Here is a 14,950-nt window from a genome sequence, read left to right on the forward strand (position 1 = left end):
GGCTACACGATGGCAGGCGGCAGGTGACAGCGTCGTGACAGCGGCACGCACCGGGCTGTCACCGGTCTCGGCGTACCAAACACGGTCATGAGTGATGCCACGATCGAGGTCGCCGGCCTGCGGAAGCGGTACGGCTCGACGACGGCGCTGGACGGGATGACGTTCGACGCCGTGCCCGGCCGGGTGACCGGTTTCGTCGGGCCCAACGGCGCCGGCAAGTCCACCACCATGCGGATCATCCTGGGATTGCACTCCGCCGACGCGGGGCAGGCCCGGATCGGCGGCCGGCCCTACCGGTCGCTGCGCTACCCGTTGCGTTCGCTGGGCGCGCTGCTGGACGCGTCCGCGCTGCACCCGGCGCGCAGCGGGCGCAACCACCTGCTGTGGCTGGCGCAGTCGCAAGGGCTGGGCCGCCGCCGGGTCGACGAGGTGATCGAGCTGGTGGGGCTGGCCGCGGCGGGTCGGCGCGCCGCCGGCGGGTATTCGCTGGGCATGCGCCAGCGGCTCGGCATCGCGGCCGCGCTGCTGGGCGATCCACCGGCGATCATGCTGGACGAGCCGTTCAACGGCATGGACCCGGAAGGCATCGTGTGGCTGCGCGGGTTCCTGCGCGCGCTGGCCGGCGAGCGGCGGGCCGTGCTGGTGTCCAGCCATCTGATGAGCGAGTTGCAGGGGATGGCCGACCACGTGGTGGTGGTCGGTCGCGGCCGGGTGATCGCCGACAGCAGCGTCGCCGACCTGATCGCGGCCGCCTCGGGCGATCGGGTGCTGGTGCGTACCGGCGCGCCACGGGAGGCCGCCGCGGCGCTGGTCGCGGCGGGTGCGGAGGTCACCCCGGCAAGTCAAAACCGGTTGGGCGTACGGGCAATGGCGGCCGAACGGATCGCCGAGGTGCTGGCGGCCGGCGGGGTGCCGTTCTCCGAGCTCGCGCCGCACCGGGCGACGCTCGAGGAAGCGTACTTCGATTTGACCGGCGACGCCGTCGAGTACCGCGCCGCCCCGACGGAGGTGACGCCGTGACCTGGCCGCGCCTGCTGCAAGCGGAATGGACCAAGTTCCGGTCGGTACGCGGCTGGGCCGGCGGGATTGCCGTCGCGGCTCTGCTGATGCTGCTGTTCCCGGTCGTCGGGCTGGCCGGCGGGGGCGGCGACAAGCAGGCGTCGGCGGCCACGCTCGGGCCGGACGGCGAGCCGGTCAGCGACTCGTACTTCTTCGTCCATCGGGTACTCGCCGGGGACGGCCAGATCACGGTCGAGGTCAAGGGGCTGGCGTCGGAGCGGGGCACGCCGTGGGCCAAGGCCGGCCTGATCATCTCGGCCGGGCCGGAGCCCGGGGCCCGGTACGCCGCGGTCCTGGTCACCGCCGGGCACGGCGTCCGGATGCAGCACGACTACCGGTACGACCGCGCCAGCTCCGACGCGGCGGCGCGCTGGCTGCGGCTCACCCGCCGCGCCGACACGATCATCGGCGAGGCCTCGGCGGACGGGCAGTCGTGGAGCCGGATCGACACGGTCCGGCTGCCGGGGCTGGCCACCACCGTCCGGGCCGGCCTGTTCGTGACCTGCCCGGATCGGGTGCAGGGGATCGGCACGGCCAGCGACACGGCGACCGCCGAGTTCGGCACTCCGCGAGTCATGGGCGACTGGTCCCCGGCCGCCTGGGCGGGTGGGCAGGTGGGGGCGTACGGGGCCCGGGGCGGCTTCACGCCGTCGGCGAACGGGTTCACCGTGTCCGGCGCCGGCGACCTCGCCCCGGCCACCCGCGGCGACGTGCCGGTCGCGGCGGCCGCCGGCGACCTGCTCCTCGGCACGTTCCTGGCGCTGATCGTGGTGGTCGTCGTGGCCACCCTGACGATCACCACCGAGTACCGGTACGGGCTGATCCGCGGCACGCTGAGCGCCCGCCCGCGCCGGGGCCGGGTGCTCGCCGCCAAGGCCACCGTGCTGGCCGGCGTCACGTTCGCCGCCGGCCTGGGCGCCACGGTCGTCGCGCTGCCGCTGTGGCTGCGGCTGATCCGGGGCCTCGGCATCTTCGTGTTCCCCGCGCCGCCGGGCGTGCTGCTGCGCGCCGAGGTCGGCACCGCCGCCGTGCTCGCCGCCGTCGCCGTCTTTGCCCTGGCCCTCGGCACCGTGCTGCGGCGCAGCGCCACCGCGGTCACCGCCGTCGTCGCGACCACCGTGCTGCCGTACCTGCTCGCGCTGGTCCCGTTCCTGCCGCCGCCGATGGCGCAGTGGCTGACCCGGTTCACGCCGGTCGCGGGCCTCGCGGTGCAGCAGACCCTGATCCGGTATCCGCAGGTCGACAGCGTCTACACCCCGGCCGACGGCTACTACCCGCTGGCGCCGTGGGCCGGTTTCGCCGTGCTGTGCGGCTACACCGCGCTCGCCCTGGCCGTGGCCCTGATCGTGCTGCGCCGGCGGGACGCATGAGGAGCGCGCTGATCGCGGAGTGGACGAAACAGCGCACCACGCCCGGCGCCGGGTGGCTGCTCCTGATCACCGTGGCGTCGACGGTCGGGCTCGGCGCGGCCGTCTGCGCCGTCGCCACCGACCAGTACGACACCGTGCGGCTGGCGCTCAGCGGCGTCTACCTGGGCCAGGCGCCGGTCGCGGTGCTGGGCGTGCTGGCGGCCAGCGGCGAATACAGCAGCGGGCTGATCCGCGTGACCGTGGCCGCCATGCCCGGCCGCTCGGTCGTGCTGGCGGCCAAGGCAGTGGTGATCGCGGTCGAGGTGGCCGTCGTGGCGAGCCTGGCTCTACTGGTCTCGGTGCTGGTCGCGAGTCAGGTCGGGCTCTCCGTGGCCGGCGAACCGGTCCTGCGCGCCGGGGCCGGCTCTGCCGTCTATCTGGTGCTGGTCGCTCTGCTCAGCCTCGGGGTGGCCGTCGTCGTGCGGGACTCGGCCGCCGCGATCGGGGCTGTTCTCGGGCTGCTCTACCTTCCGCCGATCCTCACCGCGATGGTTACCGATCCGGGCCTGCACCGGCTGCTCGAGCGGGCCGCACCGATCAGCGGTGGCCTCGGCGTACTCACCGCATGGTCTGGTGGTTTTTTGGTTTTTGGAGTGCTTCTGTTCCGTTCACGCGATGTCTGAGGCCGCGCCACCGGATCCAGCGGACCCGGTGGCGCGTGCGGATGGTCAGGCGGCGTCGAGGGCGTTGGTGATTTTGCGGATCATGTCGGCGATCACCAGGTTGGGCTTGCCGCCGTCGGTGGCGGCCTCGACCGCGAGCAGCACGGTGCCGCGGAAGTTGTCGGCCTCCGCCGGCGCCTCGGCCTTGAGCAGGCCAATCGCCTCGGTGAGGGCCGGCAGCACGCGGTCGGCGATCTCGGCGACGGACTTGCCGTTCAGCTCCTTGTGCTTGGGGTAGTCGGCGAGCACGTGCCCGACCGGGCCGGTGGCCGAGCCGAGCGCGATGCTGCCCCGGGTCGAGATCCTGTGTGGCGAGCCGCCGACCGCGCCGGCGGCGGCGAGCAGGGTGATCGCGCCGTACGCGGCGATGCGGATGGTGGACTTGGCCTGGTCGGAAAGGGTGATGTCGTTGGTCATGCGGCTACCTTCACGGCCGCGCCTGACACCGCTCCGCCACGGCGCTGACACGCGCCCTGACCCGTTCGCGGACATCGAGGGCATGGCCGCGTCAATGGTCGATCGGGTGGTGGGCGTGGGGGCCGAGTGGACGAGTTGCGATGTCGCTATGTATAAAACCGAGGCGACGGGACGGTGCCGTTCGCACGTCAGCTCTTATGATCCTTCGGCTCGGCCCCCCTCGAAGCGCGGAGGAACCACCTCATGCACCGCACCGTCCGTCGTCGCCTGCTCGGAGCCGCCGCGGCGGCGACCGCCGCTGTCGCGGTCGCCACGCCCGCCTACGCGGCCGCACCGCAGGTCGTCATCCTGCTCCCGGACTCGACCGTCGCCGCCGGCGGCAGCACCGTCGTCGTGCCGTTCCTGTTCGCCGACCAGCAGGCCACGCTGGCCCACTCAAAGATGACCTTCGAGCTGGGCGCCGGGCTCGCCGGCGTGACCCTCAAGGCGCCCGCCCCGGTCCCGGGTTGCACTCAGAACAGCCCGACCAGTGTCACCTGCGCCCTGACGTCCGGGCTGGACGTGGGACCGGACGGGTCGATCGGTGACTTCGCGGCCGAACTCGCCGCCACCAAGGCCGCCCTCGGCGAGACCGGCAAGCTGACCGTCACGCTGTCCGCCGACGGGATCGACCCGGTCAAGAAGACCGTCGACGTGAACGTGGCCGAGGCCGCCGACCTCGCGGCCGGCAAGAACAGCGAGATCTCCGTCAAGCCGGGCGCCGACTTCGGTACCGACCTGCAGGTGCACAACAACAGCGACTCGGTCGTGCACGGCGTGTCGGTCATCTTCGACACCGATTTCGCGTACGCGACCACGAAGCAGTTCTCCAACTGCTTCTACGGCGACGGACAGGTGACCGCCTGCACGTTCGACGAGGAACTCGAGCCTGGCGCGACCTACCAGCTGACCATGCCGTTCCAGCTGCGCAAGGACACCGCCGCGCCGTCGGAGGTGAGCGGCCAGTTCGAGTGGCTGACCGCCGGCGACTGGGACGACCTGATCAAGTTCCTCAAGGACAGCGGCCTCGGCGACCCGGGCGCCCCGGGCACCGGCGACAAGCTCACCCTGAAGCAGCTGGTGTCGAGCCAGTCGCTCAAGCAGACCGACCCGAACCCGGCGAACAACTGGCAGGAACAGCAGGTCAACGTGACCGGCACGCAGAAGTCGGACCTCGCCGCGATCGGCGCGTCGGTGAGCGGCGCGATCGGCGCGACCGTGACCGTCCCGGTCGGCGTGAAGAACAACGGCCCGGCCGACCTGGACTGGGGACACAACGGCCCGGCGGCGGCGGCCGCGCTGGTCACGATGCCGACCGGCGCGACGGTCACCACGGTTCCGGAGGGCTGCGAGCTCAACACCGCGGACGGCATTCTCGAGGGCGACTCGAGCAAGGTGCAGTACGCCTGCTTCACCGACCCGGTGCTCGCGGCCGGCAAGTCGGTGATCTGGAAGTTCGGCGTGAAGCTCGACAAGGCCCTGACGAACGCGACCGGCAGCATCGTGCTCAACCCGAAGTGCGAGTGCGACCTCTACCACGACGGCAACAAGGCCAACGACACGGCAGAGATCGTGCTCAACGCGGCCGCGGCCACCAACCCGGGCAGCGGCCACGGCGATGCCGGCCTGCCGATCACCGGCCCGCAGACCGCCCTGGTCGGCGCGGCGGGCGCGGCCCTGCTCGCGGGCGGCGTCGCGTTCTTCGTGGTGAGCCGCCGCCGGCGGACCCGCTTCGAGGCCTGACGTTTCGGGCAGACGTAACCGGAAGAGGCCGGGACGGTTGTCCCGGCCTCTTCGCTGTTGCTGGTCGCTTTTCCGGCCTGGTGGCCCACCGGCCGTCGCGGGCTACGGAACGGCCGGCGTGGTCGTCGTGACCTCGTGCGCGGCGAGGAACCCCGCAACCGACGCCGACCAGGGGAATCGCTCCGCCTGCGCACGCGCCGCCGCGCGGCGCTCGGCCGCCGGGCGCTGCAGGATCTCCTGGATCGCCGCCGCGTAGGCCGGTCCGTCGCCGCCGGCCGCGAGACCGGCCGAGCCGACCACCTCGGGCAGCGCGCTCTGCGAGCTGACCACCACCGGCGTGCCGCTGGCCAGGGTCTCCAGGGCGGCCAGGCCGAACGTCTCGACCGGGCCGGGCGCGATCGCCACGTCCACACTGGCCTGCAGCGTGGCCAGCTCGACCGGGTCGCTGACGTGGCCCAGGAAACGGACCGGCAGGCCACGGTCGGCGGCCTCCTCCTGCAGGGCGTTGCGCAGCGGGCCGGCACCGGCGACGACCAGCACCGCCCGTACGCCCAAGGCACGCAAGCCCTCGACGGCCGCGAGCGAACGTCGGGGTTTCTTCTCCGGCGAAAGCCGGCCGCAGTGCAGCAGCAGCACGTCGTCGGGGGAGGCCCAGCGGGCGCGCATCGCCGGATCGTGCCGGGCCGGCGAGAAGCGCTCGAGATCGACCCCGAGCGGCACGCGGGTCACGTTCGGCATGCCGATGCGCTCGAACTCGTTGGCCGCCCACTGCGTGGTGCAGACGATCTTGTCGTGATCCTGCGCGGTGCGGCGGTTGAGCACGTCGCCGATGCGCCGGCCGGAGGCCGGGCCGAACAGTCGAAGCAGGCCGTCCAGGCTCTCGTGCGAGACCATCATGGACGGCACGCCCGCGCGGCGCGCCCAGCGGCCCAGCCAGCGCAGCGTGGTCCGGTCCGAAATTTCCACCCGATCCGGCTTTATCCGCTTCAAGGTGGCCGAAACGCTGCGCCGATCCAGCAGCACCCGATAGCCACCCACAAACGGCACCAGCGGCCCCGGCAGCGTGATGACTCGCCCCTGTTCCGTGGATGAATCGGAAAAATCCGACCCGGGAACGATGAGCACAGCCTCATGGCCGGCCGCCTCGTAACCGGCGCCCAGATGCCGCAGAGCCGTCTTCAACCCACCCGACCGCGGCGCCACAAAGTTAGCAACCCGGACAATTCTCACGCCGCCACCGCCATCACGCCGGAACCGCACACGGTCCGATAATGCCCGATGAGTTCGTCCCCCACCGCCGACCAGCTGCGACCCTCGATCGCTTTTCGCCCGGCCGCGCCGAAAACGGCCCGCGTCGCCGGATCGGCGGCGAGCTCGGCGACGGCCGCGGTGAACCCGGCGGCCTCGAACGGCGGCACCAGATAGCCGGTCCGGCCGTCCTGCACGAGATCCATCGGGCCACCCGCCCGCGGCGCCACCACCGGCAGCCCGCTCGCCATCGCCTCCTGCACCGCCTGGCCGAACGTCTCGTACGGCCCGGTGTGCGCGAAGATGTCGAAGCTCGCGTAGATGGTGGCCAACTCCAGGCCCTTGCGCACGCCCAGGAAGGTGGCCCGCGGCAGCGCCTTGGCGAGCGCCGGACCGGCCGGCCCGTCGCCCACGATCACCAGCCGCACGCCGGGCAGGCGGCTCACGTCGGCGAGCAGGTCGATCTGCTTCTCCACCGCCAGCCGGCCGACGAAGCCGACCACCACCTCGTCGTTCGGCGCCAGCAGCCGGCGCATGGCCGCGCTGCGCCGGCCCGGGTGGAACTGCACGTCGTCGACGCCGCGCCGCCACAGGTGGATGCGCTCGACGCCGTGCGCGCGCAGCGCCGCGCCCGACTCCGTGGACGGCACCAGCGTGCGCGCGGCCGCGTTGTGCAGCCGGCGGATCCAGCGCCAGGCCGCGCCCTCGGTCATCCCCACCTTGTAGGCGCGGGCGTAGGCGGCGATGTCCGTCTGATAGACCGCGACCGCGGGCAGCTCGAGCGACTTGGCGCCGGACATGCCCCACGCGCCGAGCACGAACGGGCTGGCCAGGTGCACGAGCTCGGCGCCGTGCTCGCGCAGCGCGCCGGTGACCGTGGGGGTGGGCAGCCCGAGCCGGATCTGCGGATAGCCCGGCATCGGCAACGAGGCGATCCGCACCACGGGATAGGGCACCTCGACTCGGACATCACGTACCGCCGGCGGCGGCTGCGGGGCGATCACCATCGGCTGGTGCCCGCGACGCATCAGATGTTCGGCCGCCCGCACCACCGAGTGCGCGACCCCGTTGACATCCGGCAGGAAGGACTCCGTGACCAGAGCGACTCGCATAGGCTCACGATGAGTGCCGTCGATGTCCGACCCGCAAACTTCAAACAGCTTTTTAAAGTACGGGTTTTGCCAAGTCCCGCCTCTTCCCCGCGACCTGAACGTGCGGTTACGGCCGCAATGCGACTCTCGCGTTATTGCATGGTGCTGGCGCCGGCTTCGGCCGCGGGCCAGGTCATCTAGGAAAGGGTCGCCGCATAACCGCGGAACTTCTCGACCGCGCCGCCGCTCACCGCGCGGCCGTGGCCGAAGACGGCGTGCTCGAAGTCGTACGAGGCCAGCTTCGCGACGCTGCGGTCGAGCTCGGCCAGATCGACGGCGGCCGCCCGCGGCGCGCTGCTCACCCCGCCCTTGCGGCCGGCCGCGGCGTCCCCGGCGAACAGCAGGCCGTCGGCGCGGTCGAGCAGGTAGGAGACGTGGCCGCGGGTGTGCCCCGGGGTGTGCAGGGCGGTGAAGCCGGGCAGCGGCTCGGAGCCGTCCACGGAGATCACCTGATCGATCTTGGTGGGCTCGGCCGCCATGAACCGCGACACCAGCTTGACCAGCGGGCGGGTGGTCTCGGGCCGGGTCGCGCCGCTGATCACCGGGGCGTCGGCGGCGTGCGCGAAGACCCGGGCGCCCGAGCGGGTGCGCAGGTCGGCGACGTTGCCGGTGTGGTCGAAGTGGTGGTGGGTGAGCAGGATCGAACGCACCTCGCCGATCGACTTCCGGATACCGAGCAGCGCCTTCTCGATCTGCTTGGAGCGCCGGGGCAGGCCGGTGTCCACCAGCACCACGCCGTCGTCGGTCACTACCAGGTGCACATTGACGAAACCCAGGCTGAGCTCGAAGACGCCGTCGATGACTTCCCGCACGAGGTCATTATGCTGTGCCGGCTCGGGCGATCTTGGCCAGGCGTTCCGGCGTCGGCCAGTGCACGTCGTGCGCCCAGCCCAGCCGCTCGAAGATCCAGATCACCCGGGCCGAGATGTCGATCTGGCCGGGCCGCACCCCGTGCCGGGCCTGGGTCGGGTCGGCGTGGTGCAGGTTGTGCCAGGACTCGCCCATGCTCAGGATCGCCAGCGGCCAGAAGTTCGCCGACCGGTCGCGGGCCGCGAACGGCCGCTCCCCGATCATGTGGCACACCGAGTTGACCGACCAGGTCACGTGGTGCAGGAACGTGATGCGGACCAGCCCGGCCCAGAAGAACGCGGTCAGCGCGCCCGCCCAGGACCAGGTGATCAGCCCGCCGAGCAGGCCCGGCCCGAGCAGGGTCACGATGGTCAGCGGCCCGAACAGCCGGTGCACCACCCGCATGTCCCGGTCGGCCAGCAGGTCGGGCGCGAACCGCTCCTGGTTGGTCAGGTCCCGGTCGAGGATCCAGCCCAGGTGGGCGTGCCAGAAACCGCGGGCCAGCGCGCCCGGCGAGGTGCCGAACAGCCACGGCGAATGCGGGTCGCCCTCCTTGTCGGAGTACGCGTGGTGCCGCCGGTGATCGGCCACCCAGTGCAGGATCGGCCCCTGCACGGCCAGGCTGCCGGCCACCGCGAGGGCCAGCCGCAGCGGGCGCCGGGCCTTGAACGAGCCGTGCGTGAAGTACCGGTGGAAGCCGACCGTGGTGCCCAGGCAGGTGAGCACGTAGAAGCCGGCCGCGAGCGCCAGGTCGAGCCAGCTCAGACCCCAGCCCCAGGCCAGCGGCGCGGCGACGAGCAGCGCCAGGAACGGGATGATCACGAAGAGGTAGACGGTGATGTGCGCGGGCAGCGGCCGCTTGCCGGTCAGCATGCTCTTCGAGGCCATGGCGGAAAGCTAGGCGACCCGGGCGGATGCCGGGCCGCCAACCGGCGAACCCGCGCGAGCCATCCCATGAATCGTTGCGCAAGCTTCCGCGGCGGCGGTCTTCGCGTCCTGTTCGATCTCCGCGCGAACAGCGCGAAAAAAGCTGATGGCTTTCGTAGACCAGTTCGCGCGCGGACTGCGAGGCTAGGCGTGTGTATGACTACGACCTGTTGGTGCTGGGCTCCGGGCCCAGCGGGCAGAAGGCCGCGATCGCCGCGTCGAAGCTCGGCCGCCGGGTGGGGATCATCGACCGCCGGGACATGATCGGCGGCGTCTGCATCAACACCGGCACGGTGCCGTCGAAGACGCTGCGCGAGGCGGTTCTCTACCTGACCGGGCTCAGCCAGCGCGACCTGTACGGCTCGAGCTACCGGGTCAAGGACGACATCACCGTCGCCGACCTGGCCGCCCGCACCCAGCACGTGATCAGCCGGCAGACCGATGTCATCCGCAACCAGCTGTCCCGCAACCACGTTGCGATGATCACCGGCACCGGGCGGTTCGCCGATGCGCACTCGCTCTGGGTGGACGGCGGCGACGGCCGGGATACCAAGGTCACCGCCGACAAGATCATCATTGCCGCGGGAACGCGACCGGCCCGGCCGGAGAGCGTCGACTTCGACGAGCGGACGATCGTCGACTCGGACGGCGTGATCAACCTGCAGGCCGTGCCGCGCAGCATGGTGGTGGTCGGCGCCGGCGTGATCGGCATGGAGTACGCGTCGCTGTTCGCCGCCCTGGGTACCAAGGTCACCGTGGTCGAGCGCCGGGAGAAGATGCTCGATTTCTGCGACGACGAGATCGTCGAGTCGCTCAAGTACCACCTGCGCGACCTGAACGTCGCGTTCCGCTTCGGCGAGGAGGTGGCCGCGGTCGAGAAGCACGAGAGCGCGGCGCTCTGCATTCTCAAGAGCGGCAAGAAGATCGTCGCCGACACGGTGATGTACTCGGCCGGGCGGCAGGGCCAGACGGACGACCTCAACCTCGAGGCGGCCGGGCTGGCTGCCGACCGTCGCGGCCGCATCGAGGTCGACGCCAATTACCGTACGGCGGTCGACAACGTCTACGCCGTCGGCGACGTGATCGGTTTTCCCGCGCTCGCCTCCACCTCGATGGAGCAGGGCCGGCTGGCCGCCCACCACGCGTGCGGCGAGCCGGCGCGCGAGATGGGCCAGTTGCAGCCGATCGGCATCTACACGATTCCCGAGATCAGCTTCGTCGGTAAGACCGAGGACGAGCTGACCGACTCGTCGACGCCGTTCGAGGTGGGCATCGCGCGGTATCGCGAGCTCGCCCGCGGGCAGATCGTCGGCGACTCGTACGGCATGCTCAAGCTGTTGGTCGCCCCGGAGGACGGCAGGCTGCTCGGCGTGCACGTCTTCGGCACCGGCGCCACCGAGATCGTGCACATCGGGCAGGCCGTGATGGGTTGCGGCGGCACGGTCGACTTCCTGGTCGACGCGGTCTTCAACTACCCGACGCTGTCCGAGGCGTACAAGGTGGCGGCGCTGGACGCCGCCAACAAGATGCGCAACATCACCCGCATCGACGGCTAGGAGTTGTAAACCCAGACCTTGGTCTGCAGCGGGAGCTTGCCGGTCGACCAGATCCAGTTGATCGCCGCGTTCGAGACTCGGGCGCAGCCGTGCGAGGCCGGGTAGGGCGGGATGCTGGGCGAGCCGTGCACCGCGATGCCGCCGTTGAAGTACTTCGGGCGGAACAGGTCACCGAGGGGGCCGTGCCGCACGCCGTCGATCTGCCGGCCGACCTTGAAGTGGCCGGTCGGGGTGTCGGCGAGGTAGGTCTGCCCCTGGTACACGTAGTGCTCGTTGGACCCGGTCGAGGTGTTGAGCGTGGCGATCACCTCGCCGTCCTTGACGAACATGAGCAGCTGCTTCGTCAGGTTGATCTCGACGAGGTAGCCGCTGCCCGCCTTCGACCTGGCCGTCGGGCGCACCCCGGCGTCCAGGGCCTTCTGGGTCTTCGGGCCGACCGAGCCGTCCCGCCCGATGCCGGCCGCCTTCTGCAGCGCGAAGACGGCCTGCTGGGTGGTGCCGCCGAAGTTGCCGTCGGCCGTGCCGTTCCAGTAACCGAGCTCGGTCAGCCGCTGCTGCAGCGCGAGCACGGCCGGGCCGGTCGAGCCGACCTTGAGCTTCTGCGGCTTCGCGGTGGCCGTCGGGGTCGGGGTGTGAGTGGTGGATGTCGCGGACGGCGTCGGGCTCGCGCTGGACGCACTGGATGCGCTGGGCTCCGGCCCCGTGGAGGGAAGCGTGGCGGCCGACGGCAGGGTGGTGGGAGCCTGCGCCCCGGTCTGCGGCGTGCTGTGTGAACCGCACCCGGCAACCAGCGCGACCGCCACCGCGATCGTCAGAGCCTTCCGCACCATGCGTTCCTCCCGTCCCACCAGAGGATCATTGCCGAAAAAGTCTCACGATGCCCACCCGTTGCCGAATGAGATTGTTTCGCGAATCACATCGTGACCCGCCGGGGCAAGTACTCACCCGGATCGAACGAGTGGTGGACCCGTCGTGAAAAAGAGTCAAGTACTCTTCACCTATGTCATGGATGGCCAGCGCCCGGCACGGCGTACGCGAGGCCCCCGGCGGGCTCGCCCTCGTGCAGGAGCTGCTGAATACGCGGGCCACCATGCACTACGGCGCTGACCTGCTGCTGCATGCCGACGACGGGCAGCGCTGGCTGACCGAGGCGCTGGCCACCTGGTCGCGGGTGTCCGGCCTGCCCGCCCCCACGCTGCTGATTTCCTCGAACGACATGCGGTCGCTGCGCCGGCTGCGCACCACCTTCGAAAACGTGATTCTCGCCGCCGGTAACCGGATGGACGGCGCGCTGCCGCCGGCCGACGTGCCGGTCAGCCTGGTGCCCGATGCGGATGGCTGGGTGCGCATGGTCCCGACCGGCCGCGGCACCCGGTGGCTGGCCTCCGCGCTCTGGGCCGAGGCGCTGCTCGCCCAGCAGGCCGGGCTCTGGCCGCGGCTGAAGCTGTGCCACAACGTCGACTGTCGGGCCGCCTTCTTCGACACCTCGCGGAACAACTCGGGCGTCTGGCACGACGTCTCCACCTGCGGAAACACGGCGAACCTGCGGGCCTTCCGGGAACGCAAGCGCCTGCTCGGCGGCAGCGATGGCCAGATCGGGCGGCCGCAGCTGCCCGGGCCGCCGCAGCTGGGCAGCGGTCCGCCCCCACTGTCCGGCCCCTCCGGCCTGCGCTGACCCCTTTGACGGCGCGGCCCCTTTTGACGGCGCGGGGACGCGCCCACCTGCGGTGGGAACTTCGCGGGCGCGCCGGGCGACTATGGGGACATGGCTTCTTGTGAGCGGTGGCGCGAGATGCTGTCCGCACAGCTGGACGGCGAGGACGACCCGGCCGACCGGCCGCTGGTCGACGAGCATCTGGCCGGGTGTGCCGGTTGCCGGGAGTGGCTGGACGGCGCGGCCACGGTCAACCGGCTGACCCGGATCGGCGTGGGGGTCGCCCCGGATCTCAGCGCGAGCATCCTGGCCGCCGCGGAGCAGACGCCGCCGAGACGCCGCTTTCCGCTCGCCACGGCCCTCTACATCGCGCTCGCCGGGGTCGGCGCGGTGCAGCTCATTCTGGGTCTCGACCAGATCGGCGGCGGTGTGGTCGGCGCCCATGTGCACACCGGCGTGGATGCGACCTCCGGCCACCTGTGGCACGAGTCGGCCGCCTGGAACGTCGCGGTCGGCGCCGGGTACATGTTCATCGCGCTGCGCCGGAGCCGCCCGTCCGGCCTGGTGCCGATGCTCACCGCGTTCGTCGGCATGCTGCTGTTGCTCTCGGTCAACGACCTCACCGGCGACCGGGTCGACTCCACCCGGCTGGTCAGCCACGGCTTCGTGATCCTCGGATACCTGCTGGTGGTGGCGCTCACCCGGATACCGGGCGGCTTCGCGCAGCCGCCGGGCGCCCGCTCCACGTCCTGGTCGGGCTGGCGGGCCCGGTTCGCCGACGACGAGGAATCGACCGGCGATCTCGACGGGCTCCGCCGTCCGGGCCTGCGTCTGGTGCCGCCCGGCCCGATGACCGCCGAGCACCGGGATCGCCCGGCCGCCTGAGGGGGGCCTACGGAGGGGGACCGTCCGGTAACGTCGGGCGGGTGACTGGGCCGGAGCGGTGATGCCCTGGTGGGCGCAGCTACTCGTCAGCCTCGCCGCGGCTCTGCTGATCGCCTGGCTGGCGCTGGTCGTCGCGCTGCTGATCGCCAAGCCCGACAAGGGGCTGCTCCGCGAGGCGCTACGGCTGCTGCCCGACGTGCTGCGGCTGCTCCGCCGGCTGGCCGGCGACCGCGGCCTGCCCCGCGGTGTGCGGATCCGGCTGATGTTTCTGCTGGTCTACCTCGCCGTGCCGATCGATCTGATCCCGGATTTCATCCCCGTTCTCGGCTACGCGGATGACGCGATCATCGTGACGGCCGTGCTGCGTTCGGTGGTACGCCGTGCCGGGCTGGACGCCGTTCGCGCCCACTGGCCCGGCACCGACGAGGGCTTCGCCGCCGTGTGTCGCCTCACCGGCGTGTAGGTCTTGGGCCGGGCCCGCCCGGCGGCCGGGGTCGGGGCGGGTGTTGCAACTGGCGGCCCGGGCACATCGGGGACCTGGCTGACTCGTACGGTCGAAGCAGCGGAAGGGAAACGCCCGGCGTCAGCGCGCCGGGGGTCGGACGGAGAGCTCGCGCCACTCGTCCGGGCCGGAGAGCAGCGCGCGCACCTTGTCGAGCGCGGCGTCTTCGCTGGCGCACTCGTAGAAGTGTGAGACGCCGTCGGCACCGCCGTCGCGGGACTCGACATACCACTGGTCACCGCTCACCCGCAGGAAGACATCCTTGCGGGCGATGCGGCCCCACTTACCGTTCCACCAGTGTTTCCGCTGCTCCATCCGGCTACTGTATAGAACATCTGTTCGAATCGTACCCGGTCTGGTTGATCTTTTTCGCAGTGTGTCAGCGCGGTGGCTCCTGGTCACGGCGCAGGATGTCCTCGATCGCGCTGCCGCGGGCGCCCGAGGCCGTGGCGTTCTGGGCCAGCAGGTCGCGGATCTGGGTGAGCAGCACGATGTCCTCGCTCGGCGCCTTCGGCGGCGGCTCCTCGCCGCGCCGGCGACGCTCGGCCAGCAGGTTGAGCGGCATGACCACCAGGAAGTAGAGGACGGCCGCCGTGATCAGGAACGTGATGATCGCGTTGATGAACGTGGCGTAGTCGAACTCGATGCCCTTCTTGGGTACCCATTTGCCGGCGTTGGTCCCGGTGCTGCCGCCCATCAGCTGGATCAGGGGCTTGAGGAAGCCGTTGGTGAACGCGGTGACGACCGCGGTGAAGGCGGCGCCGATCACGATGCCGACCGCCAGGTCGACGACGTTGCCGCGCATGATGAAGTCTTTGAAGCCCTGGAAGACCTTGTTCACGGCGACAA

Annotated in this window: 16 protein-coding genes; 8 read left to right on the forward strand and 8 right to left on the reverse strand. The window is 71.3% G+C overall.

From position 1 onward, the window contains the following. The first annotated feature begins 87 nt into the window (after positions 1-87). The 3 genes from IH26_RS0139300 to IH26_RS0139310 are packed head-to-tail and all read left to right on the forward strand — an operon-like array spanning position 88 to position 3,091. Positions 88-1,020: an ATP-binding cassette domain-containing protein gene (locus tag IH26_RS0139300; protein WP_030441376.1), complete on the forward strand. Its 933-nt coding sequence runs from the start codon at positions 88-90 to the stop codon at positions 1,018-1,020. Further along, positions 1,017-2,429: a DUF1349 domain-containing protein gene (locus tag IH26_RS0139305; protein WP_030441377.1), complete on the forward strand. Its 1,413-nt coding sequence runs from the start codon at positions 1,017-1,019 to the stop codon at positions 2,427-2,429. The genes IH26_RS0139300 and IH26_RS0139305 overlap by 4 nt, the downstream gene beginning before the upstream one ends. Beyond that, on the forward strand, positions 2,426-3,091 hold the full coding sequence (locus tag IH26_RS0139310; protein WP_030441378.1) for an ABC transporter permease: 666 nt from the start codon (positions 2,426-2,428) through the stop codon (positions 3,089-3,091). Before IH26_RS0139305 ends, IH26_RS0139310 begins: the two co-directional genes overlap by 4 nt. Positions 3,092-3,136: 45 nt before the next feature. Here IH26_RS0139310 and IH26_RS0139315 read toward each other — a convergent pair whose 3' ends face one another. Then, positions 3,137-3,547, reverse strand: a complete 411-nt coding sequence (locus IH26_RS0139315) for a hypothetical protein (RefSeq protein ID WP_030441379.1) — start codon at positions 3,545-3,547, stop codon at positions 3,137-3,139. Positions 3,548-3,790: 243 nt separating this feature from the next. Between IH26_RS0139315 and IH26_RS0139320 the strand changes: the two genes are divergently transcribed. After that, positions 3,791-5,329, forward strand: coding sequence for a hypothetical protein (locus IH26_RS0139320; protein WP_030441380.1), 1,539 nt, complete (start codon positions 3,791-3,793; stop codon positions 5,327-5,329). A 102-nt stretch (positions 5,330-5,431) separates the two neighbouring features. On the opposite strand, the gene IH26_RS0139325 is transcribed toward IH26_RS0139320, so the two are convergent. From IH26_RS0139325 to IH26_RS0139340, 4 genes are all read right to left on the reverse strand, one after another. After that, positions 5,432-6,589 carry a glycosyltransferase gene (locus IH26_RS0139325; RefSeq protein WP_169789880.1) on the reverse strand — a complete coding sequence of 386 codons (1,158 nt, stop codon included), beginning with the start codon at positions 6,587-6,589 and terminating at the stop codon, positions 5,432-5,434. Continuing rightward, positions 6,556-7,689: a glycosyltransferase family 4 protein gene (locus IH26_RS0139330; protein ID WP_030441382.1), complete on the reverse strand. Its 1,134-nt coding sequence runs from the start codon at positions 7,687-7,689 to the stop codon at positions 6,556-6,558. Before IH26_RS0139330 ends, IH26_RS0139325 begins: the two co-directional genes overlap by 34 nt. A gap of 176 nt (positions 7,690-7,865) precedes the next feature. Beyond that, on the reverse strand, positions 7,866-8,540 hold the full coding sequence (locus IH26_RS0139335; RefSeq protein ID WP_030441383.1) for an MBL fold metallo-hydrolase: 675 nt from the start codon (positions 8,538-8,540) through the stop codon (positions 7,866-7,868). A gap of 7 nt (positions 8,541-8,547) precedes the next feature. Further along, positions 8,548-9,465 (reverse strand): acyl-CoA desaturase, encoded by a 918-nt coding sequence (locus IH26_RS0139340; RefSeq protein ID WP_030441384.1) that lies wholly within the window; start codon positions 9,463-9,465, stop codon positions 8,548-8,550. 191 nt (positions 9,466-9,656) lie between these two features. Here IH26_RS0139340 and sthA point away from each other — a divergent pair, with 191 nt between their 5' ends. Continuing rightward, complete coding sequence (sthA, locus tag IH26_RS0139345; RefSeq protein ID WP_030441385.1) at positions 9,657-11,060, forward strand: Si-specific NAD(P)(+) transhydrogenase; 1,404 nt, start codon at positions 9,657-9,659, stop codon at positions 11,058-11,060. Here the strand turns inward: sthA and IH26_RS0139350 are convergent. Then, on the reverse strand, positions 11,057-11,890 hold the full coding sequence (locus IH26_RS0139350; RefSeq protein ID WP_030441386.1) for a L,D-transpeptidase family protein: 834 nt from the start codon (positions 11,888-11,890) through the stop codon (positions 11,057-11,059). The two genes, sthA and IH26_RS0139350, sit on opposite strands and share 4 nt — an antisense overlap. Before the next feature lie 170 nt (positions 11,891-12,060). Between IH26_RS0139350 and IH26_RS0139355 the strand changes: the two genes are divergently transcribed. The 3 genes from IH26_RS0139355 (at position 12,061) to IH26_RS0139365 (ending at position 14,062) form a co-directional block, all read left to right on the forward strand. Further along, complete coding sequence (locus IH26_RS0139355) at positions 12,061-12,735, forward strand: CGNR zinc finger domain-containing protein (RefSeq protein ID WP_051809308.1); 675 nt, start codon at positions 12,061-12,063, stop codon at positions 12,733-12,735. A gap of 90 nt (positions 12,736-12,825) precedes the next feature. Beyond that, positions 12,826-13,599 (forward strand): zf-HC2 domain-containing protein, encoded by a 774-nt coding sequence (locus IH26_RS0139360; protein WP_084599466.1) that lies wholly within the window; start codon positions 12,826-12,828, stop codon positions 13,597-13,599. 61 nt (positions 13,600-13,660) lie between these two features. Beyond that, complete coding sequence (locus IH26_RS0139365) at positions 13,661-14,062, forward strand: YkvA family protein (RefSeq protein WP_030441389.1); 402 nt, start codon at positions 13,661-13,663, stop codon at positions 14,060-14,062. A gap of 120 nt (positions 14,063-14,182) precedes the next feature. On the opposite strand, the gene IH26_RS0139370 is transcribed toward IH26_RS0139365, so the two are convergent. Together IH26_RS0139370 and mscL are read right to left on the reverse strand one after the other, a co-directional pair. Continuing rightward, positions 14,183-14,416: a hypothetical protein gene (locus IH26_RS0139370; protein WP_030441390.1), complete on the reverse strand. Its 234-nt coding sequence runs from the start codon at positions 14,414-14,416 to the stop codon at positions 14,183-14,185. Positions 14,417-14,480: 64 nt separating this feature from the next. Next, positions 14,481-14,906 (reverse strand): large conductance mechanosensitive channel protein MscL, encoded by a 426-nt coding sequence (gene mscL, locus IH26_RS0139375; protein WP_034216943.1) that lies wholly within the window; start codon positions 14,904-14,906, stop codon positions 14,481-14,483. Between the last annotated feature and the right edge of the window lie 44 nt (positions 14,907-14,950).

This window comes from Actinoplanes subtropicus (genome assembly GCF_000721705.1).
GTDB lineage: Bacteria > Actinomycetota > Actinomycetes > Mycobacteriales > Micromonosporaceae > Actinoplanes > Actinoplanes subtropicus.

What these genes read in the sequence shown, in the direction of transcription:
- IH26_RS0139360 (WP_084599466.1), top strand. Translation starts at nt 12,826, where the DNA reads ATGGCTTCTTGTGAGCGGTGGCGCGAGATGCTGTCCGCACAGCTGGAC.
- IH26_RS0139350 (WP_030441386.1), bottom strand. Translation starts at nt 11,890, where the DNA reads ATGGTGCGGAAGGCTCTGACGATCGCGGTGGCGGTCGCGCTGGTTGCC.
- IH26_RS0139320 (WP_030441380.1), top strand. Translation starts at nt 3,791, where the DNA reads ATGCACCGCACCGTCCGTCGTCGCCTGCTCGGAGCCGCCGCGGCGGCG.
- IH26_RS0139365 (WP_030441389.1), top strand. Translation starts at nt 13,661, where the DNA reads ATGCCCTGGTGGGCGCAGCTACTCGTCAGCCTCGCCGCGGCTCTGCTG.
- IH26_RS0139355 (WP_051809308.1), top strand. Translation starts at nt 12,061, where the DNA reads ATGTCATGGATGGCCAGCGCCCGGCACGGCGTACGCGAGGCCCCCGGC.
- IH26_RS0139340 (WP_030441384.1), bottom strand. Translation starts at nt 9,465, where the DNA reads ATGGCCTCGAAGAGCATGCTGACCGGCAAGCGGCCGCTGCCCGCGCAC.
- IH26_RS0139300 (WP_030441376.1), top strand. Translation starts at nt 88, where the DNA reads ATGAGTGATGCCACGATCGAGGTCGCCGGCCTGCGGAAGCGGTACGGC.
- IH26_RS0139310 (WP_030441378.1), top strand. Translation starts at nt 2,426, where the DNA reads ATGAGGAGCGCGCTGATCGCGGAGTGGACGAAACAGCGCACCACGCCC.
- IH26_RS0139315 (WP_030441379.1), bottom strand. Translation starts at nt 3,547, where the DNA reads ATGACCAACGACATCACCCTTTCCGACCAGGCCAAGTCCACCATCCGC.
- IH26_RS0139370 (WP_030441390.1), bottom strand. Translation starts at nt 14,416, where the DNA reads ATGGAGCAGCGGAAACACTGGTGGAACGGTAAGTGGGGCCGCATCGCC.
- IH26_RS0139330 (WP_030441382.1), bottom strand. Translation starts at nt 7,689, where the DNA reads ATGCGAGTCGCTCTGGTCACGGAGTCCTTCCTGCCGGATGTCAACGGG.
- mscL (WP_034216943.1), bottom strand. Translation starts at nt 14,906, where the DNA reads ATGCGCGGCAACGTCGTCGACCTGGCGGTCGGCATCGTGATCGGCGCC.